Source organism: Bartonella queenslandensis (assembly GCF_018155095.1).
Classification (GTDB): domain Bacteria; phylum Pseudomonadota; class Alphaproteobacteria; order Rhizobiales; family Rhizobiaceae; genus Bartonella; species Bartonella queenslandensis_B.
Map to the genome: position 1 here is coordinate 177,699 of NZ_NAAI01000002.1, position 25,851 is coordinate 203,549.

The following is a 25,851-nucleotide window of genomic DNA, read 5'->3' on the forward strand; positions in this document are numbered from 1 at the left end:
TTAAAGCTTTGAAAGATAGACTTTTTAATCATGCAACTTGATTGTGCACTTTATCAACATCCTAAACTTATTACTGTTTTTGGCGGGTCTGGTTTTGTAGGTCGTCATGTCGTTGAAACTTTGACTAAGCGGGGGTATCGCGTTCGCATCGCTGTGCGTTGTCCGCAAAAAGCTTATTACATGCTCCAAATAGGAGAAGTAGGACAAACCCAAATGCTTAAAACGGACATCAAGCATCGTGCATCCGTTGCACGTGCATTGCTTGGCGCTGATGCGGCAGTGTTTTTGCCTGGTAGCTTAAAACAAGCAAATCAATCGAATTTTAAAAGCACACAAATTGATGGCACTTACAATGTTGCTGAATTAACAGCAGAAGCTGGTATTCCACTCATCTATATGTCAACACTTGTAGCTAATGAAAATGCTTCATGTCTTTATGCACGTGTTAAATTTATAGGTGAGCAAATCATTCATAACAAGTGTCCTCAAGCAATTATTATGCGTCCATCTATTATCTTTGGGCCAGAGGATTGTTTCTTTAATACCTTAGCAGATCTGTCACGTTTTTTACCCATTATGCCTCTTTTTGGAGGAGGACAAAGTAAATTGCAACCCGTATATGTTGGTGATGTTGCTGAGTTTATTGCGCGCGCTTTAAATGGACAGGTTGATTGGGGAAAAAATTATGATCTTGGTGGTCCTCAGATTATCACCTTCCAAAATGTTCTTGAAAATATACTCAAAGTCATTCACCGTAAAAAAACAATCCTATCCATGCCTCTTTCTGCCGGTCTATTAATTGGAGAAATTTTGGGAGCAATCGGTAAACTACCTTTTGTACCAACACTTGTAACAGCCAACCAGATACGTTTTTTACAAATGGATAACATTGTTTCTCAAGAAGCTATTGAAAATGAACATACTTTAGAGGGTGTGGGAATTACTCCTAGAGCAATGGCTGCATTTTTGCCAAGTTATCTTTGGAGATTTCGTCCACATGGTCAATTTTCCCAAAATTTACTTGTCTAAAATAAATTCTTCCAAAACTGAGTTCATTATTTGATTTATAATTCATAGCTTGTTGTTCGCTCTTTTAAAATCAGAGTGTTCAATAGATTGATGTTTTTGCATTTTAAATGCTCCATTCAGTATCATAAAAAATGTTTTCTCGCACATCTATAGTATTTTGATAAAAGCATTGAAAACAGGAGAAAAACACTTCTTATAAACTGTCTTCATGTAAGAGCAGACGTAATCTTGAAATCCAGAAAAACCAATTCTGGATTGCCTATTCATAAATATAAAGACAACAACCTATGGCTTTTGCATTATATTATTTTGCTAAAAAGCTTAATCATGAAATTAAATAAGGTAACAATACCCTTTTTAAATACCCCCATAAGTGAGTAGAATAAGAGTATACTCTTTTTGATTATCTCGAAAAAAGATCAACATAAAAACTGTGAAGCAATGCATCATGTTTATTATTTAAAAGGTATTACTCTGGAGATTTTTAAAAGTTGCAAACCAAGTGAAATGGATAGAATTTTGTTTATAGAACAAACTTATCATGAAATCTCTTATCCAATTAGTAATATCATTACCCAAATCTATCAATGCATATTTGTTGCGCAAATTTATGGAGATTTTAAAAGAGCTTTTTCATATAAAGAAGTCTTCTTCTTGTCTTGCATTTTTTTTTAATTTCTCCTACCGTCTTGAAAAAATCGATTTTAAAGGAATGAAGAATGGCAGCTCAAGATTTTGTTGTCAAAGATATTGCACTTGCCCCTTATGGTCGTAAAGAACTTGATATTGCTGAAACTGAAATGCCTGGTTTGATGGCTTGTCGCAGAGAGTTTTCTTCCAGTCAACCTTTACGCGGAGCGCGTATTTCAGGCTCATTGCATATGACAATTCAAACAGCCGTTTTAATTGAAACATTAAAGGCGATTGGCGCCAATATACGGTGGAGCTCTAGCAATATTTTTTCTACGCAAGATCATGCAGCAGCAGCTATTGCCGCAACTGGTATTCCTGTATTTGCCGTTAAGGGTGAAACCTTGGAAGAATATTGGACTTATATAGATGCCATTTTTCAATGGCCCGATGGTAATCCTTCTAATATGATTTTAGATGATGGCGCTGATGCCACAAACTATATCTTAATGGGAAGTCGTGCAGAACAAAATAAAGATATCCTCTCGAATCCCAAAACAGAAGAAGAAGAATTTTTTTTCAAACAAATCCAAAAGCGTATGGATGCAACGCCAGGATTTTTTACACGACAGTGCGCAGCAATTAAAGGTGTAAGCGAAGAAACGACAACAGGTGTAAACCGTCTTTATCAATTACAAAAAGAAGGGCTTCTGCCTTTTCCTGCGATTAATGTCAATGATAGCGTCACTAAATCAAAGTTTGATAATAAATACGGATGTAAAGAATCATTGGTCGATGGCATTCGACGTGGAACAGACGTGATGATTGCTGGTAAAACAGCCATTGTCTGTGGTTATGGTGATGTAGGAAAAGGTTCAGCAGCATCTCTTTCAGGTGCTGGGGCTCGTGTTAAAGTGACAGAAATTGATCCTATTTGTGCTCTTCAAGCCGCTATGGATGGCTATGAAGTTGTTAATTTAGATGATGCTGCCTCCAGTGCTGATATTATCATTACAACAACAGGCAATAAAGATGTTGTCCGTTTAGACCATATGCGACAAGTAAAGGATATGTGTATTCTTGGAAATATTGGCCATTTTGATAACGAAATCCAAGTCGCAGCTCTTAGAAATTTGCCATGGACAAATATTAAGCCTCAAGTTGATATGATCACCTTTCCCGATGGGAAACGCATCATTTTGCTCTCTGAAGGACGTTTGTTAAATCTCGGTAATGCAACGGGGCATCCTTCTTTTGTCATGTCAGCTTCGTTTACTAATCAAGTTTTAGCGCAAATTGAACTCTTTACCCGTACAGGACACTATACCAATGAAGTCACTGTTTTACCTAAACACCTTGATGAAAAAGTTGCGCGTCTACACCTTGATCGGTTAGGAATAAAATTAACTGTTTTATCAGAAGAGCAAGCCACTTATATTGGAGTTACACCGCAAGGACCTTATAAACCAAACCATTACCGTTACTGAAATGCTTCCTTGGGTTTAAAAAAGGGAAAGATGTCGTGCTCAGCTTTGGTGACCATACCCCCAAAGAAAAAGCTCAAAAAATGATTCGAGTCTATACGTCTATATTTTGCCTTTTTTTCTTTTTTTCTCCAACACGCACTGTTGCTCAATCGTTGGAAAGTTATTTGCCATTCTCCTTCACTTTGCCAAATGGTCCATGGCTGCTTTTGGCACTGTGTGGAGGAATTTCGTGTGCTTCACTTCTTTCGTGCATCATTGTTATCATGAATGCAAAAAAAGCTGTACAGAAGCCTCTGAAGACAATTCAAGCAGATCTTTCTGAAAAACTTAAATATTATGAATGGCTTCTGGAAGAAACCGAGCAGTTGCTTCTTATCTGGGAAAATCCAACAACCTTACCCCGTGTTGTTGGTACTCTTTCCACATTGCAAAAAATAGGTATTGATCAGCAAAATTTTCAGCGCTTTGAACTATGGGTTGAAGAAAATTCTCTGAGGGAACTTGATTATGCATTGACTCAACTGCATTGTAAATGTCATCCTTTCGAACTTTCTATCACAACAACAAGTAATGTGCTGTTACAGGTTACAGGAGTCATCGCAGGAACAGTCGCCATTGCTCGCTTTCAGGATATTTCAAAACAGCAGAGCGAGAATGCTCGTTTACAGAAAGATATCACCCACCTTCTTACTGAACTGAGAATGCAGCGTAATCTTCTTGATCTTATTCAAGAACCTGTATGGATAAAAGATTGTGAAGGAAAAGTTTGTTTTATCAACCGTGCCTTTAGAGAAATGACAGACTTTCGTGAAGGCAGTGATGAAGTGGGGGATCTTTTTAATGAAAATACACAACGCAAAACAGATGAAGCAGAAACACTTTTTCAAGATCATGTTCACACTGTCATTGATGGAGAGCGACGCCGTTTTCATCTCACACGTATTACAACAGCTGAAGGAATGGCTGCTTTTGCTCGTGATGACAGTGCCTATGAAAATCTTGCTCATGAATTAAGATATGTTCTTCAAAGCCATTATGAAACCCTTGACCAAATCTCAACTGCTGTAGCTATTTTTGATAAAAACCAAAAATTAAAATTCTGCAATCATGCTTTTAAAATTTTATGGCCATTGGAGAGTTCCTTTTTAGAAAGTAAACCAAGCCATACATTGTTTCTTGAACGTTTACGTGAAAAAGGACTCATTGCTGAACATCCTGATTGGCGCGCGTGGAAAGAAGAACTTTTTAAAGCCTATCGGCAAACAGAATCGAACCAACAAATTTGGAATCTTCCAGATGGACGTACGGTGCGTGTTGTCTCGAGCCCCCATCCACAAGGAGGTGTCACTTGGCTTTACGAAAACCTTACAGAAAAAATTGATCTTGAACGCCGTTATAATACACTTATTAAAATACAAGGTGAAACACTTGATAAACTTTCCGAAGGCGTGGTCGTTTTTGGTACTGATGGGCGCCTTCGTTTATCGAATCCTGCCTTGTCGAAATTGTGGGCACTTCCTTATAATTTACTGGTAGAAGGAACCCATATTACCCAGTTACAAAGTCATTGTTCAACCTTAACTTTGGGACAAGAATGGAATCAATTTACCAAATTTATTACTGGTTTTGCTGAAAAACGTGAAACATATTCAGGTCGTATAGATCTTAAAAATGATATGATTATTGATTATACTTTGGTCCCTCTTCCCGATGGACAGACGATGCTTACTTTTGTGAATGTTACGGATACTGTCCATGTTGCACGTGCTCTTCAAGAAAGAAATGAAGCCTTAGAAAGTGCTGATCGTTTGCGTAATGAATTTGTCCAACATGTTTCCTATGAATTGCGCACACCTCTTACCAATATTATTGGATTTTCCGATATTTTACGCGATCAAATTTTCGGTTCTATCAATGAACGTCAACAAGAATATCTTGGGCATATTCATTCAGAATCAGGCACTCTTTTAAATATTGTTAATGATATTCTTGATCTTGCCACTCTTGATGCAGGCATTATGGAGTTAGACATAAAATCAGTTAACATTGCCGATGCTATGATACAAGCAGTAGCACGTGTAGAAGATCGCCTTAATGGACGTCATATTACGCTTTTACAACAAATTTCTCCTTCTTTAAATTCTATTTCTGCTGATGAAAAACGCTTACATCAAATTTTTGTGAATGTTCTAAGTAATGCTATTAATTTTGCAACGGAGGCGAGTACTATTGAATTTTGTGTCGATGAACAAGATGATAGTATTGTCTTTAGCATTCACAATGAAGGCTCTGACATCCCTGAAGACATCCTTGATCGTATTTTTAAACGTTTTTCTTCCCATTCACACCATGGTGGGCGAGCGGGAGCAGGTCTTGGCCTTTCCCTTGTAAAAAGTTTCGTTGAACTACACGGTGGACATGTTGAAATTCTGACCGGTTCTGGAAAAGGAACAACCGTTAAATGTTTTTTCCCTCTTCCCAAAGGAGATAAGATTTTTTAATTTCAACCTTTACTTTTTCATCCATCTCATGGAACTTTTAATGGATTTTAGTTTTTTTCTTGAAAACGAAGAAGCAACAAAGCTTTTTGCACAAAATTTAGCCCTTTCTTTAAAGCCGGGAGATCTTGTAACGCTGCAAGGAGATCTTGGAACTGGAAAATCAACCATTGCACGTACAATCATCCAAACGCTTGCAAACGATAATACCATGGATGTTCCAAGCCCTACTTTTACTCTTGTGCAAAGCTATCAACTCCCACAGTGTGAAATTATTCATGCTGATCTTTATCGCCTTTCTATGGCAGAAGAAATTGATGAATTAGGGCTTCATGAAGCAAGAGAAAAAAACATTTTACTGGTTGAATGGCCAGAAAGAAGTGCAGACCTTTTAGAGATTGCCACTTTTGCACTCACCTTACAATATAAAGCACATGGGCGCCATGTGACATTGAGATCCGCACAACATTCTATTGAACGTTTGCAACAATCTTTTGCAATTCAAACATAAAAAATATAGACATGATCATAAACATCATCATTTTTTAGTTTGTGATGCCTCAACGTACTTATAACATTTGAGATGATGAATAAAATAAAGATGCCCCACTGGATGTACCAACCATGAAGATGAAACAAAACACTGACTTTTTTTATAAAAATGGCAGCATTCGTTAATTGGGAAGAATGAATCCGTTTCTTTTAGAGAATGTTTTTTTGTCTCTCATATTTTTTTGAAAATCTTAAAAAACTCTTTTGATTCTAGAGAAACATGTAAGAGAGTTTTGTATCAAGGTGATAATTTTCTCAGAAGAGCATTAACTTATCCATAGTGAATTTGCTTTCTCCTTAAAAATTGTAAACTTTAGAAAAGTAATTTGTAAAATTTTTTCTTAAAATTTCCTTCTGTTATTGCCAAGCACTCCGAATAAAAAACCTCCTCCTTATTGCTAGAGTGTATTTGCTTTTTTTATGTGTTGGCCCCTATCTCGATAGCCTTATCCAAGATAAAAAATATTATTTACTTAAATATTTGTTGGCGTGCACATAAACAAGGAATTGCCTACATTGTTCATACCGGACAGTGTGGATTCTTAAATGCATTTAAACTTTTTGATTTAATTGAATTGCTATTACAATAGAAAAGAATGTTTTTAAAAAATCAAAAGGAGAGACTAAAATTTCTCTCCTTTATCGTTACTGTGTATGGCATTACAGCCCATCTTTTATCCACTCAGAAAGACGTCCTTTAGAGGTAGCACCAATCATATTCGATGAGACACTTCCATTTTTAAACATTAATAATGTAGGGATAGAACGTACTCCATATTGGGTAGCCAATTCCGGATTTTCGTCAATATTTACTTTGACAATTTTCACTTGGTTTTGCATTTCCGTTGAAATTTCATCCAAAATTGGAGCAATCATTTTGCAAGGGCCACACCATTCTGCCCAAAAATCAACCACAACAGGGGTGGAAGAGGTTAGAACTTCATTTTCGAAATTATCCTTATCAACTTTTATACACGTCATTGATTTATCCTTTATACTTATTTTTTATAGATTGGTATGATAACAATTCATATCAAGTTATTGCAAAGATAAATTATTAAGGCGTTTTTTTGCACCAAAAATTGTGGAGCGTATTTATTTGAGCATTTTATGAAAGTAAAAAAACGTAAAAATACTTTGAAGGAAAAAAATAACTTTATAAGGCAATCTCATCAAGAAATGCCTCGAGTTTTTCTGGAGGAAGTTTAAAAATTTTGGCTTCTTTACTGTAGATAAGCAGAGCTTGGACATCTTTATCAGGATGAATAGCTTGCAACAATTTTCGATAAAGCGCCATTTGCAACCAATGATGAGGAGCAATAGCGGCTTCATTTTCTGGGGGGAATCCCGTTTTAAAATCAGCAAAGATAATGCTCTTTTGCGTGATGTAGAGACGGTCAATTTGACCAGAAATTGCTTGTTCTTTTCCACGAATTTTTACAATACCCATTAAGGGAACTTCAGCACGTGAATGCGCAGAGAAAAGGGGTTTGAGGTAATCATGATTTAAAATTTTCCAAACATGACGAAGAGCATCTTCTCTTTGGCTCTTATACCAATGAGAAGCTTTGATATTGAGATAGTTTCGAGCATAATCTTCACGTTTTTGTGGGGGGCAGTTGGGTAGATATTGTAATAATCGGTGAATGAGATGACCATATTCAATGAAAAAAGCTCTGTTTGTATTTATTTCTCCTAAAACAGGTGAAGTGAAAAGCTGTTTTGGGCTTGAAGAAAGCTCTGTATCAGCTTCAATGGAAAGGCTTGCGACAGAGGGTCTTAACGGTTTTGGAAGAATTGGTTCTGCCGGTACTTTATGAGAGAAAAAATCAGGCAAAGATGGTAAGGCTTGACTTTCAGTGCAGAAAACTTCTTGGTTTATAGAGACAGAAGAAGATGTAACGCAATAACGCCAAGCTGCAATATCTTCTGCAGGACCTTTTATTGCAACCGCATGGGGTTCAAGAGCTTTCTTTACTAGTTGTAGCCATGTATGAGAAGGTGTTTTTTTACCTTTATATCCACAAATAAATAAACGATCTTCAGCGCGTGTCATTCCTACATAAAGAAGGCGTCTATACTCTTCTTCGGCACGCTCTTTTAAATGTAAAATTGCTTGTTTAGAGAGTTTTGTATCAAACTTTTCATTGGGGCGCCAAATAAAAGCTTGTTGTCCATTCCCTTGTGCACTGTTTAAAGAAACTTTAAGCAAATGAGGCGCATGCTGAGGATGCCAAATCGCACTACCAGGATCAACCAAAAACACTATAGCAGCCTCTAGTCCTTTTGCGGCGTGAACAGTCATGATGCGAATTTCTTCATTGTTTTGTTCAAATTCACGTTTAATTTCTGGTTCACTTGCACTTAATGTTTCTAAAAAAGCTTGTAATCCTGGTAATCCTGTTTTTTGAATAGCGAGCGTATAATCCATAAAAGCATCGAGCACATCATTTGCTTCAGATCCTAAACGGGCTAAAATTTTTTGCCTTCCCTTATCATTATTCAGAATATGACTGTAAAACTCGAAAACTGGTATTTTATCCACTAAAGTGCGATAATGGTTCAGCTTTTCAAAAGTATCTTTAAAAGATACCTGCGATGATGCATGCGTACATAAGCTTTGCCAAAGAGAGCCGGTTCTGTGTGCGGAAAGCTGATAGAGTTCCTCTTCACTAAGAGAAAAAAGAGGGCTTTTTAATACGCAAGCAAGAGAAAGATCATCTTGTGGCTGCAAAACAAAACGCGCAAGCGCCATTAAATCACGAATACTAATATGTTTGGTGAGTTGTAAACGATCAGCTCCTGCTACGGGAATATTGCGGTGTTTAAGAGCACGAGAAAGAGCTGAGACAAATTGATCTCGTTTACGGACCAAAATCATAATATCACTTGCCCGTATTAAGCGTCCCTTTGCTGGAAGCATCTCGCCTTTTTGTAACCAGTCAGCAATCGTTTCAGCAATTTTTTCTGCTAAACGAACTGCAGGTGTATCTAAATGATCAACAGTTGTCTGCCAATCTTGAGGAAATTCGCTTGTTTCTTCGGAAATGGCATCCCATATAACAACTTCACCTGGGCTATGAACACGAATAGCTTCATGCACTGTTTTTGTATTTTCTGCAGAAAGTCCTTTATAGTTTGCTGGTGTTTCAAAAACAAGATCAACGCTTTTAAGAACATCTGCTGTAGAGCGAAAAGAATAATGCAGTTGTATTTTTTCAAATTGCTGATTTGTTTGCTGCGCTTTTTTTTGAATGATTTGTCCATTTTCAGCAAAATTTTCTGGAACTGCGCCTTGAAAAGAATAAATAGATTGCTTTTCATCTCCAACAGCAAAAAGAGTCCGTATATTTGTTCGTTGGCTATAACCTGAGAAAAATTCTTGTGCCAACAGTTGAATAATTTGCCATTGCTCAGGATTGGTATCTTGTGCTTCATCAAGGAGAATATGATCAAGCCCACGATCAAGTTTATAATGCACCCATTGACTTGCACCTTTACGTTGTAACAAATGAAGCGTACGTTCAATAAGGTCGTCAAAATCCAAGAAGCCATTGGCTTTTTTTAGATTCGTATAGATTTTGAGATAAACGGCACAGAGCTGAAAAGCAGCCATATTGAGGGTAGCAATTTTTGCGCATTGATGTTTTTCTAAAAGAACAGAAAGCTTGTTTTGTTTATCTTCAAGCATTTGTTGAATAAAAGGCCAAATTTCATCTGATTTTTTACGAGACAAACGTGAAAAATGACGCGGCTCACCTTTTGTTGTAAAATAAATATCAGAAATAATATTGAGAATATTTGTCTCATCACGTACCTTTTCTAATTGGGAAAATTTTTCAACCATATCTTTTAAGCTTTGGTTACCATTGATTTCACAATGCTTAAGAGCATAAAGGGGGAGGCGCGCAGTCTGTTGAACTTGTTCCAGCAGGTATTGATTTGTTTCATCGGGCGCTAAGTTAAAAAGCGCACGCAATTTTTCTTCTCCATTTTCAGATAAGAGAGAATATAAAAAATCAGACAGTTTATGTTGCTTTTCAACGGCTTCATGGAGCAGTTGATTAAAAGTATGTTCGTTAATAACTTGAAGTAACTGTTGCAAAGCAGGTTGTACATCACAACGCGCTAAAAGTTGGCGACGGGCTTCTTGTTGTAATTTTTTGCGACTGACATCATCGGGAAGTTCGAAATGACCCGCAATATTGGCTTCTAACATAAATTGATGCAAAAGAGATTCGCAAAAAGCATGAATTGTTTGGATTTTTAAGCCACCAGGTGTTTCAAGAACACGCGCGAAGAGTTGTCGTGCATAAGTTAATTTTTGCGCATTGACGGGTTTATTTTCAAACCGTGTTAAGGTTTCTTGCAGCTGCGTATCATCGAGTTCATTCCAACTGGAAAGTGTGCGAAAAATGCGTGATTGCATAACAGCAGCAGCAGCTCTTGTATAAGTAAGACATAAAATACGTGCTGGAGGCGTACCGTTTAAAAGCAAACGAATAACACGTTCACTTAAAACGTGCGTTTTTCCAGATCCAGCATTTGCAGAAACCCACACGTTTTTTCGAGGATGTGTTGCTGTTGCTTGTGCATCAAGAGCAGCTTCAGGAATAGAAAAAAAAGTCATGATTACTCTTCTTTATGAAAACCACTTGACCATTCCCACAATCGTGCCAAATGGTCGTAGTCACCTTCATATCGTTTTGATATAATAGGGACGGCATGTGAGAGATAGCCTTGTTGTGGATTTTGATAATAAGTTATAAGTGCAATAAGATTTTTCCATGCAATTTTACCAAGATTAACTGCACTTAAGTGGGGTTCTCCTTTACTTAAAAGAATTGATTGGGATTTAATTTCACCCTTTCCGTTCAGGGGAATGTAAAATAGATTTGAGGGGGTAAGGTCTTGAAAATCTGGAAATGCTCCTTCCATAAGCAAAGCTGTCTCTAAAGCCAATTGTGGAAATAATAATTCACGAACTTGTTTTGATGAAGGAGGCGTTCCGGTTTTAAAATCTAAAATTTCAACTGTTTTATCGGGCAAGACATCAAGACGATCAGCACGTCCTGAAAGAGTTACCCCTGTCGTCCCTATAGGGATTTTTTGTGAGACAACTTCAGCATATCGCTCTCGCGGACCTAAACTTTGTTCCCATTGAATAAGGCGTGGAGCAAGATTATCAAAAATGTTCCACCAAATAGCTTCAATATCAGGTGGAAAATTGAATTTATCAAACTCTTTACGTCCAATAGCAAGTAGGACATCTAATGCATTTGCAGCATTTGGTTTTTTTATTTGTGTACAAAAATTTGCAAGAATAGCGTGATAAAGTATTCCGCGCTCAATAGCACTAGGGTCATGAATAAGTGCTTTAAGTGGTTTGAGCCGTAAGATTTTTTTTGCATAAATAGCATAAGGATCATAGCGCAATGTTTCTATTTCAGTGACTGAAAAATGACGTGGACGCATATCAAGGGGCGGCACAGGGCAAGGACGTTCCACATCAGAAATTATGCTGGTATGATCAAGCATCTTTGTCCAATGGCGCAGCACTTCACCTCGTGCACGGATTTGTTTCCAAGCCTGTTTTCCTACAACTGTTTCTATGCGTTGTAGCCAGCGTGAAGGAATAGAAGGGGTATGATTAACACGCAATGCGCGACTCATCACCACTTTATCCATTCCCATAGCCCATTGAAAATCATGCGCAGAAAGACCAATATGCTGCTCTGGTGGTTCCAGAGTTAACATCATTTTCATCGGTCGTGATAAAAAAGCATCATTTCGGGTTGATATCGGCCATGACCCTTCATTAAGACCTCCTATAACCACTGTATCAACCGTTTGCAAACGTGATTCCAAAGTACCCCAGATGAACAAACGAGGATGTCCTCCAGGCGAAGGTGTGACGGAACGTGTTGCGATCAATGCCGAAAACATAGCAGGCCATTCGCAAAGATGAAATGTTAATCCTGATTGATCACTGACCAATTCCCGTAAAAAATTTGAGAGGGCTTGTCCTGCTTCGTGTTGATAAAGAAGCGCTAGAGAATTATCCTCATTGCGACCAAAATTTTCAAAAACCTCAACCGTTGCTATCGCAACTTCGTTGATGGTGCATTCTTTCTCTTGTTTCATGAGAGAGGCTAAAGGTTCAACAGCTTTCCTCAAAAGATGACAAAGGAAACGTGCTTCTTCAAATTTCTGCTGATAAAGGACATCAATTTCAGAATGATCATGGGAATATGCCTCAATCCATTTTTCAAGAAATTGATCACATTCACAGAGATTGATACGCCCCGTATTCCCTCGAAGAACAAAAAGTTCAAAATTTTCTGCCATTTCGCGTAAGCGATGACGGTTTTGTTGGAGTGTGGTCAATGGATGTTTAAGGAGAGAAAGAAAAGCAATGGGATCATTAGGTTGCAATAAATTTTCTAAGATAAGCCGTAAAAGTGTTACAGGCAATGTTTGTGCAAGTGGTATTCCCCCTGAATCATTTGCTTCAATTCCAAATCGCTGTAATTCCGCAGCAACACGGCGTGCTAAATTACGGTCATTTGTAATAAGAGCTGCGGTTTTTTGAGGTTCTTCAATAGCTCTGCGTAAAGCAACAGCAATAGCGAGAGCTTCTTCACGTTCGTTGATAGCTTCAATAAATGACCAATCTGCACAAAGAGCCTCATAATCATCACGGACAATTTGTATCCATTTATCTGTTGTAGAAGCTGGTCGCAGTGCTTCCGATAAAAGAGCCATTCGCCTTTTCTTTGTACTACTCTGTTGGCCAATTTCGCAAACATGATGACGTTGACACCCCATGAGAGAAAGAAGTTTTTTTAAATGATATTGAGGATGGCTAAAAATATTTTCTACATGATCAAGAAAATCACAAGCTGTTTTTTCTTTATTGCTTGTACTGAGTGCATTCCATTGTTCTTCATCCATATGAAAATCAAGTCCAGGAAGAACAACAGCCCCTTTTGGCAAAGAGGCTATAATCTTTAAAAGATGAGAGACTGCGGGAATAGAACCGGACACACCAGCCGCAATGATCGGTTTATTAGGCTGTGTGCGTTGTAAAGTCTCTGCATGCATTGTAAGTGCTTTATTACGCCATTCAGCGGGATTACTTCGTTGCCTTTCTTTCAAGATTTGTGGCCAATTTTGCGTAACAATAGTCAGAAAATCGAGCGTTATTTGCCACCATTCAGCGACCATATCAGGGGCAATATCTTTAAGTTTTGACCAGTCTGCTCCTTCTGTTTCAATTTCATCCATCAAATGAGCTAAATCTTGAGCAAGCCAAATTGCATCGGCAGTATGAGCTGGAATAAGAACATCTTCTGTACCAAACATGGAACGCAGATGCATAGGCAAACTTTCACGCCATGGACGAATAAGACGCGCTAAAAGCAGTAGGCGTTCACTTTCTCCAATAGGCGGATTGAGAGCGTTGATATAATTTTCAACAAAAAGGAAACTGTCTTCATCGACATCTCCTAGAGCACGAATGGTTGGCAATAAAGTTGATTGTGTATCGCTTCTTTCAACAAAGGCTAAACGCAAAGCCCGAGCCGCACGACGTGTTGGAACATAAATAAGGCTATCGGCAAGAGCTGTTTGAATATCTCCATTGGAAGCAAAATTATCAATAAGGTTACCAGAGAGCAGCGCATCAACAAAGTGAGGTAAAAAAGCTGTTCCAGAAGATATAGAAAAGACACGTGGTTTATAAGTCATATAATCTCATATCGGGAATAACAAATCCCATCTTATTGTTTATTTGTATAATTTTGACTGTATACAATTTTCATACAAGGAAAAACTGAAAAGCTCTATTTATACAGGAGATTTTTAGCTGACATTCAAAATACTTAAATATATGATCTTTTCTTAAACCATTGTGAAAAAATATATCAAAACTCTAAAAGGCGTTACAAATAAAAATATATGATAACTTATTGAACATTATAAATTAAATTCACTTCTCCCTTTATATAATGCAATCTTAAAGTGCTCTTTACATACTCCTTTTGTTTTCAGAAAAAAATAACAATATTCAAATCCACCACTCAATGTGAAAAGCCATTATCAACCAAATTGTTACATAAAAAATTCTTCTTTACATTAAGAGCGTACTTGATAATCTTTAAAAGCAGAAAATTTTATCTTAGGAGCTCTTTCTGCTTCATAATTCAATGAAAAATGGTTTTCCGCTAAAAAAACTGGATCACCTTCTAAATCATACGCAATAGCAGAACGGTGATTGCTGAGAAACTTTTGCAACGCATCTTTGCTCTGCGCTGAAATCCAACGGCATAAATTAAAACGCGCAGACTCAAAATTTACTGGCAAAGAATATTCTATTTTCAATCGTTCTTTTAAAACATCAATTTGCAAAGCACCAATAACACCAATGAGAGAAGGCGACCCATCATCTGGAATAAACAATTGTACAACCCCTTCTTCAGCCATTTGTTGCAAAGCTTCTTTGAGCTTTTTTGCTTTCATTGGATCACCTAAGCAAACACGACGCAAAATTTCTGGTGCAAAATTGGGTACTCCTTTAAAGAGGATATCTTCCCCTTCTGTCAAAGTATCGCCAATACGCAATGTTCCATGATTAGGGATCCCTACGATATCACCAGCATAAGCTTGATCAGCAATTTGGCGTGAACGCGCAAAGAAAAATTGTGGAGCCGAAAGTGTCATCGGTTTGCCTGTTCGGACCAACTTTGTTTTCATACCCCGTTCAAGTGTTCCTGAACATACTCGAAAAAACGCAATACGATCACGATGATTAGGATCCATATTCGCTTGAATTTTAAAAACAAATCCCGTCATTTTAGGTTCAGTTGCTATGATATCGCGTTGATCTGCACTTTGATCACGTGGACTTTGACCAAAATCAATAAGCGCATTGATCAAATCACGAACACCAAAATTTCGTAAAGCTGAACCAAAATAAACCGGAGTCATATGACCTTCACGGAAAGCTTGAAGATCAAAATTCTTGCAAACACTTTGAGCAAGTTCTACCCCTTCAAGAAAAGTTGAACGTTGATACTCTGGAAGTAAATGGACAACCTCACTGGGATTTGAAACAATCCGCTGTGTTATTTCATCATCTTTTTGACGAAAACGGTTATGATGAAGATCAAAGGTACCAACAAAATCTTTACCCGTCCCAATGGGCCAAGTTATGGGTGCGGTATCAAGCGCAAGTTTTTCCTCAATTTCATCTAAAAGCTCTATAGGATCACGCGCCTCACGATCCATTTTATTGATAAAAGTAACAATAGGAATATCCCGCATCCGACACACTTCAAATAATTTTAGTGTTCTAGGCTCAATCCCGCGGGCTCCATCTAATACCATGATAGCACTATCAACAGCTGTAAGCGTACGATAGGTATCATCGGCAAAATCTTCATGACCAGGGGTATCTAGGAGATTAAAAATATGATTTTCATATTCAAACGTCATTACCGAAGTTACAACGGAAATACCACGATCACGCTCAATATTCATCCAGTCAGAACGGGTTTGAATACGATCTTTTTTGGCTTTTACTTCTCCTGCAAGTTGAATAGCACCACCAAACAATAAAAGCTTTTCCGTCAATGTTGTTTTCCCAGCATCTGGGTGAGCAATAATTGCAAATGTACGACGTCGCTTTACTTCCTGGACTCTTCGTTCCATTATTCCTCCATAGGTCGAGCCAATGCTTCAGCAATCAGTGCACGCATTTCATTAATCCCATAAAGCGCTATAAATGATCCCCATCGTGGACCTCGCTCTTGTCCTAAAAGGACCTCATACAACATTTGAAAAAAGACATTGGAGACACCAGGACCACCTTCAGGGCTTTTTTTGCTATGATCTTGGTAGCGTTCCGTTAGACGAGCAACATCAAGAAGTGTATTTTGTAGTGTGTTGCCATCAACAGCTTCAGAAAAATTGGCTAATTTTTCATCAATTTGTGCTAATGTTGCGCGCTCGCTGTCATCTGGTATACGAAATTTCTTGTTTGGTTTCACAAAAACATCAAAGTATTTAATGGCAAATTTCACCAATTGATCAAGTTCTGGATAAGTTTGCGCATTTGCCCCCTTAGCGTAACGAGAAATAAAACCCCAAAGAACCTCTGCATTCTCTGCATTTGAAGCACTTACCAAATTTAAAAGCAACGCAAAAGGCACAGGTAAATCAACCTGTGGTGGACAACCATTATGAATATGCCATACAGGATTATTAAGCCGTTCTTGCCAATTTTGACGACCATAGGCAGAAAGATGCGCATAATATTCATCCACAGCTTTAGGAATAACATCAAAATAAAGCCGTTTTGCTGTCTTGGGCTTTGAAAACATATAAAGCCCTAAGCTCTCTGTTGGGGCATATGTAAGCCATTCATCAATGGTTAAGCCATTTCCTTTGGATTTGGAAATTTTCTGCCCTTTATCATCTAAAAAGAGTTCATAGTTAAATCCCTCTGGAGGCTTTCCACTTAGTATTTTACAAATTTTAGAAGAAAGATTTGTGGAATCGATAAGATCTTTTCCTGCCATTTCATAATCAATGCCAAGCGCTGTCCAGCGCATTGCCCAATCAACCTTCCACTGACACTTAACCTTGCCTCCTGTAACTTCTGTTTCTATAGTTTCTCCTGTTTCTGGCTCGATATAAGTAACTGTCCCTTTTTCAACATTACGCGCAATCATCGGTACTTGTAATACTTTTCCAGAAAAAGGAGAAATCGGTAAAAAGAGAGAATAGGTCGCCTGTCGCTCTTCACCCAACGTTGGTAAAATAATTGCCATTACCTTGTCATAACAAGCAAGGATTTTTAAAAGTGTTTCATCAAAACGACCGGAACTGTAATAATCCGTAGCACTTGCAAATTCATAATCAAAACCAAAACGATCAAGAAAAGCCCGTAAACGTGCGTTATTCGCCGCTCCAAAAGAAGGATAATCATCTCCAAAAGGATCAGGTACACGGCTCAACGGTTGACCAAGATAATGTTCCATCTTCTCGCGATCTGGCACATTCTCAGGAACCTTGCGCAAACCATCCATATCATCAGAAAAACAAAGCAGCTTCGTTTTTACTTTATTATCTGTAAGAATATGAAAGGCATGACGCACCATAGTTGTACGTGCAACTTCCCCAAACGTTCCAATATGCGGTAAACCAGAAGGTCCATACCCTGTCTCAAATATTACACTGTCTGGATAACCCGTCTTTTCATACCGTTTGATAATCTTACGTGCTTCTTCAAATGGCCAAGTTCTCGATTGAGCAGCCGCATCCTTTAATTCAGGCGTAAGGCTAAGGGCATCACACTGATTACGCATCATTATTTATCCTAAAAATTATAATTTTTCAAAATAGGGTTTATGGTTCTTGAATTTATTCGTCAATAATAGCAAGCAAAAAGATGTAAATTTCTCGATACTCTTAAGTCACAATACAAAAACTCCCCTCGCTGTAAATATATTTCATTCTGAGTGAAATCAAAAACATTGAAGATTATAAAGCAAAATTGTCTTTTTTTATTATCAGAGCCTTCACTATTATTATTTTTTGTGGATCTTGCTTATTATGGTTATTCGCAAAAAAGTGATTTGTTGCTTTGGCGCCCTTCAACAATCACGTTCCCCTTATAGAGCTTTAATGTGACTTCACCTTCAACGTATTCTTGAGATAAATCAATCGCTGCCTGCAACATCTTACGTTCGGGAGAAAACCAAAAGCTATAATAAATGAGTTATGCATAACGTGGTATCAATTCATCTTTCAAATGAGCTGCACCACGATCCAGCGTTAAAGATTTCTATAGCTCTGTGATCTGTTAAAAGAATGGTTCCACCTAGTGTTTCATAAATATCCCGCGATTTCATACCTACAAAACGATTTTCTACCAAACCTAACCGACCAATACCATTATAACGCCCATAATGATTTAGTTCTGAAAGTAAAGGTACAGGAGATAAATTTTTTCCATTGATTGAAACAGCATCGCCTTTTTTAAAGCCAAGAGTGATTCTGGTTGCTTGATCTGGAGCATCTTCCGGAGAAAGAGTACGCATATGGACATACTCAGGAGCAGGAAGTGATGGATTTTCTAAAATCTTTCCTTCTGATGAAGAATGTAATAAATTCGCATCCACGGAAAAAGGTGCTTCGCCTTGCTTATCCTTTTCTATAGAAATTTTATGTGTACGAGCAAACTCAAAAAGATTTGTCCGACTCTTAAAATCCCAATCACGCCATGGAGCAATAATCTTTATATCAGGATTAAGCGCATAAGCGGAAAGCTCAAAGCGTACCTGATCGTTGCCTTTTCCTGTTGCTCCATGAGCAATGGCATTGGCCCCTGTTTCCTTAGCAATTTCAATAAAGCGTTTTGAAATAAGGGGACGTGCAATTGACGTTCCTAAAAGATAAGTCCCTTCATAAAGGGTATTGGTTCGAAACATCGTAAAAACAAAATCGTGCACAAATTCTTCACGCAAATCTTCAATGTAGATTTCTTTAACACCGAGCATTTCAGCTTTACGACGAGCAAGCTCTAATTCTTCCCCCTGCCCCCAATCTGCTGTAAAAGTTACAACTTCAATCTCTAGCGTACTTCGCAATCATTTGAGAATAATTGATGTATCCAATCCACCCGAATTAAGCCAAAACAACTTTTCTAATATTTTGCCACTTTTTCATTCTAACGCTCAATATGAATTGATCTTTTTTTCTAAAAAATTTAAACGACACAAAAAGTATAAAAATAAATTCTCTTTAAACAACATTAAAAAGACTCAAAAAGCATAAATAAAGACGCCTCAAAGTATAAATAATGAACATTACTTAAAAATAAGAGGAGATTGACGTGTCGTTTCTACCGGAGTGGTCTATTGTTGTACAATTTGCTTTAGCATCGTTGATTTTAGCACTTATTCCAGGACCTGATATGATGCTTTCTGTAGGACGAACCATTACACAAAGCAAAAAAGCTGGAATTATGTGTGCCTTGGGAAGTGCAACGGGATTTGCCATTCAGGTTACAGCTGTAGCACTTGGCTTATCAGCGCTTATTTTTGCCGCGCCACACGCTTTTGTTCTTCTGAAAATTGTTGGCGCCTTTTATCTTTTATGGTTTGCCTTTCAAGCGTTACGGAGAAACGCGACATTCTCCTTTGAACCAACATTTTCTCAATCTCAAAGCTCTAAACGTAACTATCTTGCTGGTATTGGAATTAATCTTCTCAATCCTAAAGTTATACTCTTTAACGCGACATTCTTACCACAATTTATCAATGCGAATGATCCTATGGCAACACAAAAACTACTCTTTTTGGGACTCTCTTATATTCCTATTTCTTTTCCCATTACAATTTCAGTCGTTTTTACAGCACATAAACTTGCTAAAACCCTTAAACAAAACCCCCTTTATCTTCGCTTTCTCGACTGGCTTATTGCAGGTACTTTTACCAGCTTTGCTCTGCATCTTCTTACCGTTACAAAAAATTGATTTATAAGGTGTAATTTATCGTTTTTAATTTAAATGATAACTCTAGATATTATGAAATGCTTTCATTTTAAATCTATTTATGTTGAATTAAACAATAGCTTTCCCTTGTATATCTCAAGAAAAGCTAAAAAATAGAATGCAGGTACCAACTTACATCTTTATTAAAGTATCACATATTTCACAGAGGCTTTTTTATTATATTCTTTGCTGGTATTTTTGTGAAATGAAGAGTGTATTAAGAAACGCTTTTTTAAAAACATGTCAAGGAACAACATAATGGAATTTATATTTTAGACACGCCGTTTTATGTATGAGACGTAATCTTGTTAAAGAACGTAACAAAACATGAAGCAACGTACATCTCCTCTCTTTAAAAGATATTACCGTCGATGCTTTTAAAAATCATAAAGCCGAAATAAAAAGTGTGAGGTGGAAATATGTGACCCTTGAGACTTTCCTCTAACTTAGGTTGCATCCTCATTTCAGGGATTGTGCAGACAGATTTTATGCAATATTTTTTCCCTATTGAACCTATAAAAGCTGAGACTGTTCATCTCGCACTGATCCGCCTTAATCTCTTTCTCACATATGATATTATATGTTGATTTACAGAAAAAAACATAGGCTCTATATCACTGAAAACTGCGTTAACTAATGACCAACGGCATTTTCAAGTTTCAAACGTTCAGATTTCCGTAAACGCTCTGAAGCCGATTTGAGCTGTCCACATGCCGCTAAAATATCGCGTCCACGCGGTGTGCGAATAGGAGAAGCATAGCCTGCTTGATTAACAACATCAGCAAAACGCTCAATTTGCTCCCAATCAGAACATTGATAATTACTCCCTGGCCACGGATTAAAAGGAATTAAATTGATCTTAGCAGGAATGCCTTTCAATAACTGAATTAATCGCTTAGCATCATCTAAACTATCATTGATATCTTTCAGCATAACATATTCAAATGTGATTCGTTTTGCATTAGACAGACCAGGATAATTACGGCAAGCATCCATTAACAAAGTAAGCGGATATTTTTTATTAATAGGAACAAGCATATCCCTTACTGTATCGTGTACAGCGTGGAGTGAAATCGCCAACATAACACCAATTTCTTCTCCAGTTCGGATAATTCCAGGAACGACCCCACTGGTTGAAAGTGTAATCCGACGTTTTGATAAAGAAAGCCCATCACCATCAGAAGCAATCAATAAAGCTTTTTTTACAGCTTCAAAATTATAAAGAGGTTCTCCCATTCCCATCATAACAATATTGGTAATTTTGCGTCCTTCAACAGGGACAATCGCTCCATCAGGGGTATTCTTATCAGGAAAATCACCCAAACAATCACGTGCAACCAATAATTGTGCTAAAATCTCTTCTGCGGTCAGATTGCGAACAAGCATCTGTGTTCCCGTATGACAAAAAGAGCAGGTTAACGTACAACCTACTTGCGATGAAAGACATAAAGTACCACGTCCTTCTTCAGGGATATAAACCGTTTCAATTTCAACAGGCCTTCCAGCCCCACGTGCTGGAAAACGTAAGAGCCATTTACGTGTACCATCCTTTGATATTTGTTCTCCAACAATTTCTGGACGCGCAATGGAAAAATGACGTTTAAGTGTTTCTTGCATTGCTTTAGAAATATTCAGCATTTCATCAAAATTTGAAACACCACGTACATAAAGCCAATGCCAAAGCTGACGTGCACGCATACGTGTTTGACGCTCTGGTACACCAACTGTCTTCAAAGCTTGCACTATTTCATCTTGCGATAATCCAATTAAAGAGAGCTTAGAACTCTCTTTCACAGCAACATGATCTGTTTTTCGTTCTAAACATGAACCAACAGGTCTAAGGTCATAGGAAATAGCCATTGCTTTCCAATTTACATCACTATTTTAGAAATTATCAAAACCTTAATGGCACTTTTGAGCTTCATTTAAGGCAGCAGTAACCCCTTTTAAGGAATATGTATAGGTGGTATGCGTTCCCCGTTTTGATATTGCTTTCACTGTCATATTGTTTCCAGCACGCATAGCAGAAACAAGTTGCTTTTCTAGCTCTGATGATGCCAACCAAGCTGAGGAATCTTTCGTGAAAAAATCAAAATCCTTGTCTCCAATGGTCACTGTCACTCTCGACCCTTCTTGAAGCGTATAACCAGCCATAAACTGCGGTTCAAATGAAACAGGTGATTGAGAACGCTTGGTAACTAAGAAAAAATTATCACCATGATTAACTGTCGTTGGAAGAGCCTTCAAAGGAACAGATAACACATAGCAAATCGTATTTTGGGACGATTTATAAGAATAAGCTCCCCAGGCTTCAAATTGATTTAAACGGCTTGGCGTTTGTGCACACACCGACCCAGCTGTAACAAGAACCATTACAGATGCAGCAATAACAGTCTTTTCAAACATCTTCATTCAGCTCACTTCTTTAATCTTTAACAAGACTCTCTTCATTGGAAAAGTTCAAACAAAAATCCCTCGATACTCATATGTAATTATCCTAATTCCTTCAATAAGCGAAACATCTTCACACCAATCAGAACAGATTTTTACGTTCCATTGTGACCTTTTAGTCGTTACCAAAATATGAACTTTTTATTCAATAATCGCATTAAAAAACAACATTTTTGATTTCACACAGCTCACTGCGTTTTTTCATAAAAACGATTTCTCTAAGCTTCTCTAAGCAATCTGCTTCAAAACTTTGAAAATACATCCTGTACTCCCAAAAAAACTTCATAGCCCCGTGAATATCACTTCTCAACTGTTATACATCCAATACATGGATGTCCGTAAGATACTCCACCTTTTACCCATTATAGTACATTTATACTTCGTATTCAATATTGTCCTGATATAGCCTTTTCATAATCTTAAAAATATATCGTAAAAATAATTAAGTATTATCAATATATTAATTATGAAATAAAGAGACTCTCAATTCTGTCTCAATAGCGAATCGCATAACGTAATCTTTCACTATCAGCCCTTTAAAATACAAATTATATTATTTCTAAGCTCTATGGTGTGTATACTCTGCAATTTATATACTTACAATTCCTTTTAAGCTGCATTTGATTCTGAAGTTTGAATCAATAAAGCATAAAGCGCATTGGCATTATGGGTATTGCGCAATTTTTGCACAACGTCAGCATGACGCAAAACACGCGCAATCTGTGATAAAGCTTTTAGGTGATCTGCTCCGGCATTTTCAGGTGCTAAAAGGAGAAAAACCAGATCTATAGGTTCGTCATCGAGAGCTTCAAAATCAACAGGACTTTCAAGACGTGCAAATATACCAATAATCCGATTAATATCTGCTAATTTTCCATGAGGAATAGCAATACCACCACCCAACCCCGTTGAACCAAGCTTCTCACGTTGCAAAACGATATCAAAAATTACATGCTCACTAAGACCTGTAAGCTGAGACGCTTTTTCGGCTAAAATTTGCAGAACTTGTTTTTTCGAATTAGCCTTAAGAGCCGGAATAATTGCTTCCGGTGCTATTAACTCACTCAAATTCATCCTTTAATTTTCCTCTTACACGCTCAAATGCTCACCAATAAATCTATACACGGTATCGATATTTAAAGTTCTTTTACTTTTCGCAACATCGCATACGTTTTTATTTTTCAATTTATAACGGGTGATGGAATACGTCTCATATCACTTTTAACAGGGTAATAAATAGTGTTTAGCTCCTCATTAAAAGCATGAGAAAAGAAAAAAGAAATGAAGTTTCTCATAAAATTAATTTCCTTAAGATGCTAGAAAAGGGCATTATTCATAAATTTATTAAACTTGTCACAAGAGTTAATGTATAATTCCCCTTTAGATTTTTTCTTTCTTTAAAAATGAGTTTTTAATGGTGAGAAGCATATTGAGCAGAATAGATCTTTAGTTTGAAAATCACTGTATAGCTTAAATAAAGCCTTATAACAAGAATCAATGGCTTTTAGAGACTTATAATCATTTTAAAAGATTTATAGATTTAGCCTGATATCTATCGCCGCGCTCCTATTTTTAAATACGTCATACAAACCAATAAAACACGACAATCCCTATTAAATAAACACAATATCTAACCGATGCTCCAATAAAAACATCCACTACAGCATTATCAATATATTCTTTGATGCGATAGAGAAAATATGATGAATATCCCTCACCTTTCAATAACACACGCATTTATTTACAGCCTCGTTTATCACTCATTATTAAGTTAATCTAGTGATATCCTTTCTATGACACAATCACACGGAAGCTCAATCAACAAAAAATATACTCATCACCTCATAGTGATGAAGCCTTTTACACCTCTTAATAAAAACTTTCTATACTCTACTCATAAAAGAAGTTTTGGCATAAATAAGATTTTCAATAACCATTTAATAAATAAAAACATCAGAAAAAATCTTATTGCACGGCTCAATTAAAAAATTTATCCTAAAGCCGTGCTCTCTTATTGATTTACAGCCTTTAAAATCATTATCATAATTTCTACAATAAAGGAACTATTGCCTTTATTTCCGTAGAGAGAAATTGCTTTATTAATAATCACAACGAAACCTCGTCTACCTCCTTTGGGGTATGTTTGATGATTTAAAATGGCGTTTGTGAAGACCACATTGTTTCTGTTAAACTTAAATGAAAACGCATGAAGGATTAAAAATCATAGAGAAAACTGATTTCCCAAATAAATCCTGCGGACATCGGCGTTGTTGATAATATCATGAGGACAACCATGAACTAACACTTTGCCGGTGTTAATGATATAAGCGCGGTCGACAAGTCCTAATGTCTCGCGTACATTATGATCTGTTATTAAAACACCAATGCCACGCTTCGTTAAATGACGAATAAGCTGCTGAATATCAAAAATAGCGATAGGATCAATTCCTGCAAATGGTTCATCAAGTAACATAAAATGAGGACGAGAAGCTAAAGCGCGCGCAATTTCAAGGCGTCGCCGTTCACCCCCAGATAATGAAAGTGCAGACATTTTACGTAAATGATCAATTTTAAATTCATGTAAAAGGCTATCTAACTCTTCACGTTGTTTAAGGCGATCTTTTTCAACGACTTCTAAAACTGCTTTAATATTATTTTCTACTGAAAGACCACGAAAAATAGATGCCTCTTGGGGAAGATACCCAATACCTAAACGCGCACGTCGATACATCGGAAGATGCGTAATATCAAATCCATCGATTTTAATGGATCCTCCATCAGACTTTATGAGCCCCGTAACCATATAAAAACAAGTTGTTTTACCTGCACCATTGGGACCTAAAATGCCAACAGCTTCCCCCGTACGAATGCCAAAAGAAACACCATTAACCGTTGGTCTTCCTCGATACACTTTAATCAAATGACTAGCAATCAAAGTCCCTTTTAAGCGCTTTTTTGAAGCTTCACTTGCAAGATTATATTCATCAGTCTGTTTTTTTCTTTTGATTCCAAACATGAAATCTTAATGGCCATTCTTTTGATTTTGTTTAAAAATAATAGAAACACGGCCCTTTTTTTCAGACGTTTCACAACCTTCTAAAAAAGCCTTTCCGCTTTCCATATTTGCCGTTAGTTTACACCCCATTGCCACATTGTCACCATCCTTTAACACAACATGATTCCCTGTCAAACTAATCATTTTTGATTTTCCATCAAAAACACCCTTATCACCCGTAGCAATTTGCGTAGCAATTTTTATATAAACTTTTCCCACAGCTTCCATTTTTTTTATGCTCGACGACCCCAATAAAGAAACAGATGATGCTTTTGTATCTTCTTTATTTTTATCCGTTTCTTTATGTGCTTTATCATAGTAAACAATTAACTTTGCTGTTCGTAAAAGGCGTTCACCTTGCACGACTGAAACATCACCCTTAAAAAGCGCTATCCCTTCTTTATCACGTATTTCTAAAGAATCTGCGTGAAGTTCTACCGGTTCTTTGTCGTTTGATAGACTTATCCCCAAATGAGTCTCTTCAGCATATCCTAAAAGGGTTCCTTCTCCTAACATTCCCATGCTAAAAGCCAGCGTCATACCTATCCATCTTTTGTATGATCTCATTATTTCAGTTCTTCTGTTTATCTA

Annotated in this window: 15 protein-coding genes and 1 pseudogene; 5 read left to right on the forward strand and 11 right to left on the reverse strand. The window is 37.2% G+C overall.

Annotated features, from left to right (window positions below):
• Nucleotides 1–30 precede the first annotated feature (30 nt).
• From B5V81_RS01970 to tsaE, 4 genes are all read left to right on the forward strand, one after another.
• A complete protein-coding gene (locus tag B5V81_RS01970; protein WP_212111666.1) occupies nt 31–1,029 on the forward strand; it encodes a complex I NDUFA9 subunit family protein in 999 nt (332 codons plus the stop codon).
• Between the two features lie 719 nt (nt 1,030–1,748).
• Nucleotides 1,749–3,146, forward strand: coding sequence for an adenosylhomocysteinase (ahcY, locus tag B5V81_RS01975; protein ID WP_212111668.1), 1,398 nt, complete (start codon nt 1,749–1,751; stop codon nt 3,144–3,146).
• 35 nt (nt 3,147–3,181) lie between these two features.
• Complete coding sequence (locus tag B5V81_RS01980; RefSeq protein ID WP_212111670.1) at nt 3,182–5,647, forward strand: sensor histidine kinase; 2,466 nt, start codon at nt 3,182–3,184, stop codon at nt 5,645–5,647.
• A 40-nt stretch (nt 5,648–5,687) separates the two neighbouring features.
• A complete protein-coding gene (tsaE, locus tag B5V81_RS01985) occupies nt 5,688–6,155 on the forward strand; it encodes a tRNA (adenosine(37)-N6)-threonylcarbamoyltransferase complex ATPase subunit type 1 TsaE (RefSeq protein ID WP_212111672.1) in 468 nt (155 codons plus the stop codon).
• Nucleotides 6,156–6,856: 701 nt separating this feature from the next.
• On the opposite strand, the gene trxA is transcribed toward tsaE, so the two are convergent.
• The 6 genes and pseudogenes from trxA to B5V81_RS02015 form a co-directional block, all read right to left on the reverse strand.
• A complete protein-coding gene (gene trxA / locus B5V81_RS01990; RefSeq protein WP_212111674.1) occupies nt 6,857–7,177 on the reverse strand; it encodes a thioredoxin in 321 nt (106 codons plus the stop codon).
• 175 nt (nt 7,178–7,352) lie between these two features.
• Nucleotides 7,353–10,826 (reverse strand): double-strand break repair helicase AddA, encoded by a 3,474-nt coding sequence (gene addA, locus B5V81_RS01995; RefSeq protein WP_212111676.1) that lies wholly within the window; start codon nt 10,824–10,826, stop codon nt 7,353–7,355.
• Between the two features lie 2 nt (nt 10,827–10,828).
• Complete coding sequence (gene addB, locus B5V81_RS02000; RefSeq protein WP_212111678.1) at nt 10,829–13,945, reverse strand: double-strand break repair protein AddB; 3,117 nt, start codon at nt 13,943–13,945, stop codon at nt 10,829–10,831.
• A 387-nt stretch (nt 13,946–14,332) separates the two neighbouring features.
• Entirely contained in the window at nt 14,333–15,907 is a 1,575-nt protein-coding gene (locus tag B5V81_RS02005) for a peptide chain release factor 3 (RefSeq protein WP_212111680.1), read from the reverse strand.
• Complete coding sequence (locus B5V81_RS02010; RefSeq protein ID WP_212111683.1) at nt 15,907–17,568, reverse strand: lysine--tRNA ligase; 1,662 nt, start codon at nt 17,566–17,568, stop codon at nt 15,907–15,909. The genes B5V81_RS02005 and B5V81_RS02010 overlap by 1 nt, the downstream gene beginning before the upstream one ends.
• 257 nt (nt 17,569–17,825) lie before the next feature.
• A pseudogene (locus tag B5V81_RS02015) lies at nt 17,826–18,928 on the reverse strand (argininosuccinate synthase); the annotation flags it as partial.
• Nucleotides 18,929–19,094: 166 nt separating this feature from the next.
• Between B5V81_RS02015 and B5V81_RS02020 the strand changes: the two are divergent.
• The gene (locus B5V81_RS02020) at nt 19,095–19,736 is read left to right on the forward strand and encodes a LysE family translocator (RefSeq protein ID WP_212111685.1); all 642 of its coding nucleotides are present in this window, start codon (nt 19,095–19,097) and stop codon (nt 19,734–19,736) included.
• Nucleotides 19,737–20,387: 651 nt separating this feature from the next.
• Here B5V81_RS02020 and rlmN read toward each other — a convergent pair.
• From rlmN to B5V81_RS02045, 5 genes are all read right to left on the reverse strand, one after another.
• Nucleotides 20,388–21,614: a dual-specificity RNA methyltransferase RlmN gene (rlmN, locus tag B5V81_RS02025; protein ID WP_212111689.1), complete on the reverse strand. Its 1,227-nt coding sequence runs from the start codon at nt 21,612–21,614 to the stop codon at nt 20,388–20,390.
• A 42-nt stretch (nt 21,615–21,656) separates the two neighbouring features.
• Entirely contained in the window at nt 21,657–22,160 is a 504-nt protein-coding gene (locus B5V81_RS02030) for an invasion associated locus B family protein (protein ID WP_212111912.1), read from the reverse strand.
• Between the two features lie 654 nt (nt 22,161–22,814).
• Nucleotides 22,815–23,279: a PTS IIA-like nitrogen regulatory protein PtsN gene (gene ptsN / locus B5V81_RS02035; RefSeq protein WP_212111691.1), complete on the reverse strand. Its 465-nt coding sequence runs from the start codon at nt 23,277–23,279 to the stop codon at nt 22,815–22,817.
• 1,147 nt (nt 23,280–24,426) lie between these two features.
• Nucleotides 24,427–25,221 (reverse strand): LPS export ABC transporter ATP-binding protein, encoded by a 795-nt coding sequence (gene lptB / locus B5V81_RS02040; protein WP_212111692.1) that lies wholly within the window; start codon nt 25,219–25,221, stop codon nt 24,427–24,429.
• 6 nt (nt 25,222–25,227) lie between these two features.
• Nucleotides 25,228–25,800, reverse strand: coding sequence for an LptA/OstA family protein (locus B5V81_RS02045; RefSeq protein ID WP_244979338.1), 573 nt, complete (start codon nt 25,798–25,800; stop codon nt 25,228–25,230).
• Nucleotides 25,801–25,851 lie beyond the last annotated feature (51 nt).

What these genes read in the sequence shown, in the direction of transcription:
- B5V81_RS01970 (WP_212111666.1), top strand. Translation starts at nt 31, where the DNA reads ATGCAACTTGATTGTGCACTTTATCAACATCCTAAACTTATTACTGTT.
- ahcY (WP_212111668.1), top strand. Translation starts at nt 1,749, where the DNA reads ATGGCAGCTCAAGATTTTGTTGTCAAAGATATTGCACTTGCCCCTTAT.
- tsaE (WP_212111672.1), top strand. Translation starts at nt 5,688, where the DNA reads ATGGATTTTAGTTTTTTTCTTGAAAACGAAGAAGCAACAAAGCTTTTT.
- trxA (WP_212111674.1), bottom strand. Translation starts at nt 7,177, where the DNA reads ATGACGTGTATAAAAGTTGATAAGGATAATTTCGAAAATGAAGTTCTA.
- addA (WP_212111676.1), bottom strand. Translation starts at nt 10,826, where the DNA reads ATGACTTTTTTTTCTATTCCTGAAGCTGCTCTTGATGCACAAGCAACA.
- addB (WP_212111678.1), bottom strand. Translation starts at nt 13,945, where the DNA reads ATGACTTATAAACCACGTGTCTTTTCTATATCTTCTGGAACAGCTTTT.
- B5V81_RS02005 (WP_212111680.1), bottom strand. Translation starts at nt 15,907, where the DNA reads ATGGAACGAAGAGTCCAGGAAGTAAAGCGACGTCGTACATTTGCAATT.
- B5V81_RS02010 (WP_212111683.1), bottom strand. Translation starts at nt 17,568, where the DNA reads ATGATGCGTAATCAGTGTGATGCCCTTAGCCTTACGCCTGAATTAAAG.
- rlmN (WP_212111689.1), bottom strand. Translation starts at nt 21,614, where the DNA reads ATGGCTATTTCCTATGACCTTAGACCTGTTGGTTCATGTTTAGAACGA.
- B5V81_RS02030 (WP_212111912.1), bottom strand. Translation starts at nt 22,160, where the DNA reads ATGTTTGAAAAGACTGTTATTGCTGCATCTGTAATGGTTCTTGTTACA.
- ptsN (WP_212111691.1), bottom strand. Translation starts at nt 23,279, where the DNA reads ATGAATTTGAGTGAGTTAATAGCACCGGAAGCAATTATTCCGGCTCTT.
- lptB (WP_212111692.1), bottom strand. Translation starts at nt 25,221, where the DNA reads ATGTTTGGAATCAAAAGAAAAAAACAGACTGATGAATATAATCTTGCA.
- B5V81_RS02045 (WP_244979338.1), bottom strand. Translation starts at nt 25,800, where the DNA reads ATGACGCTGGCTTTTAGCATGGGAATGTTAGGAGAAGGAACCCTTTTA.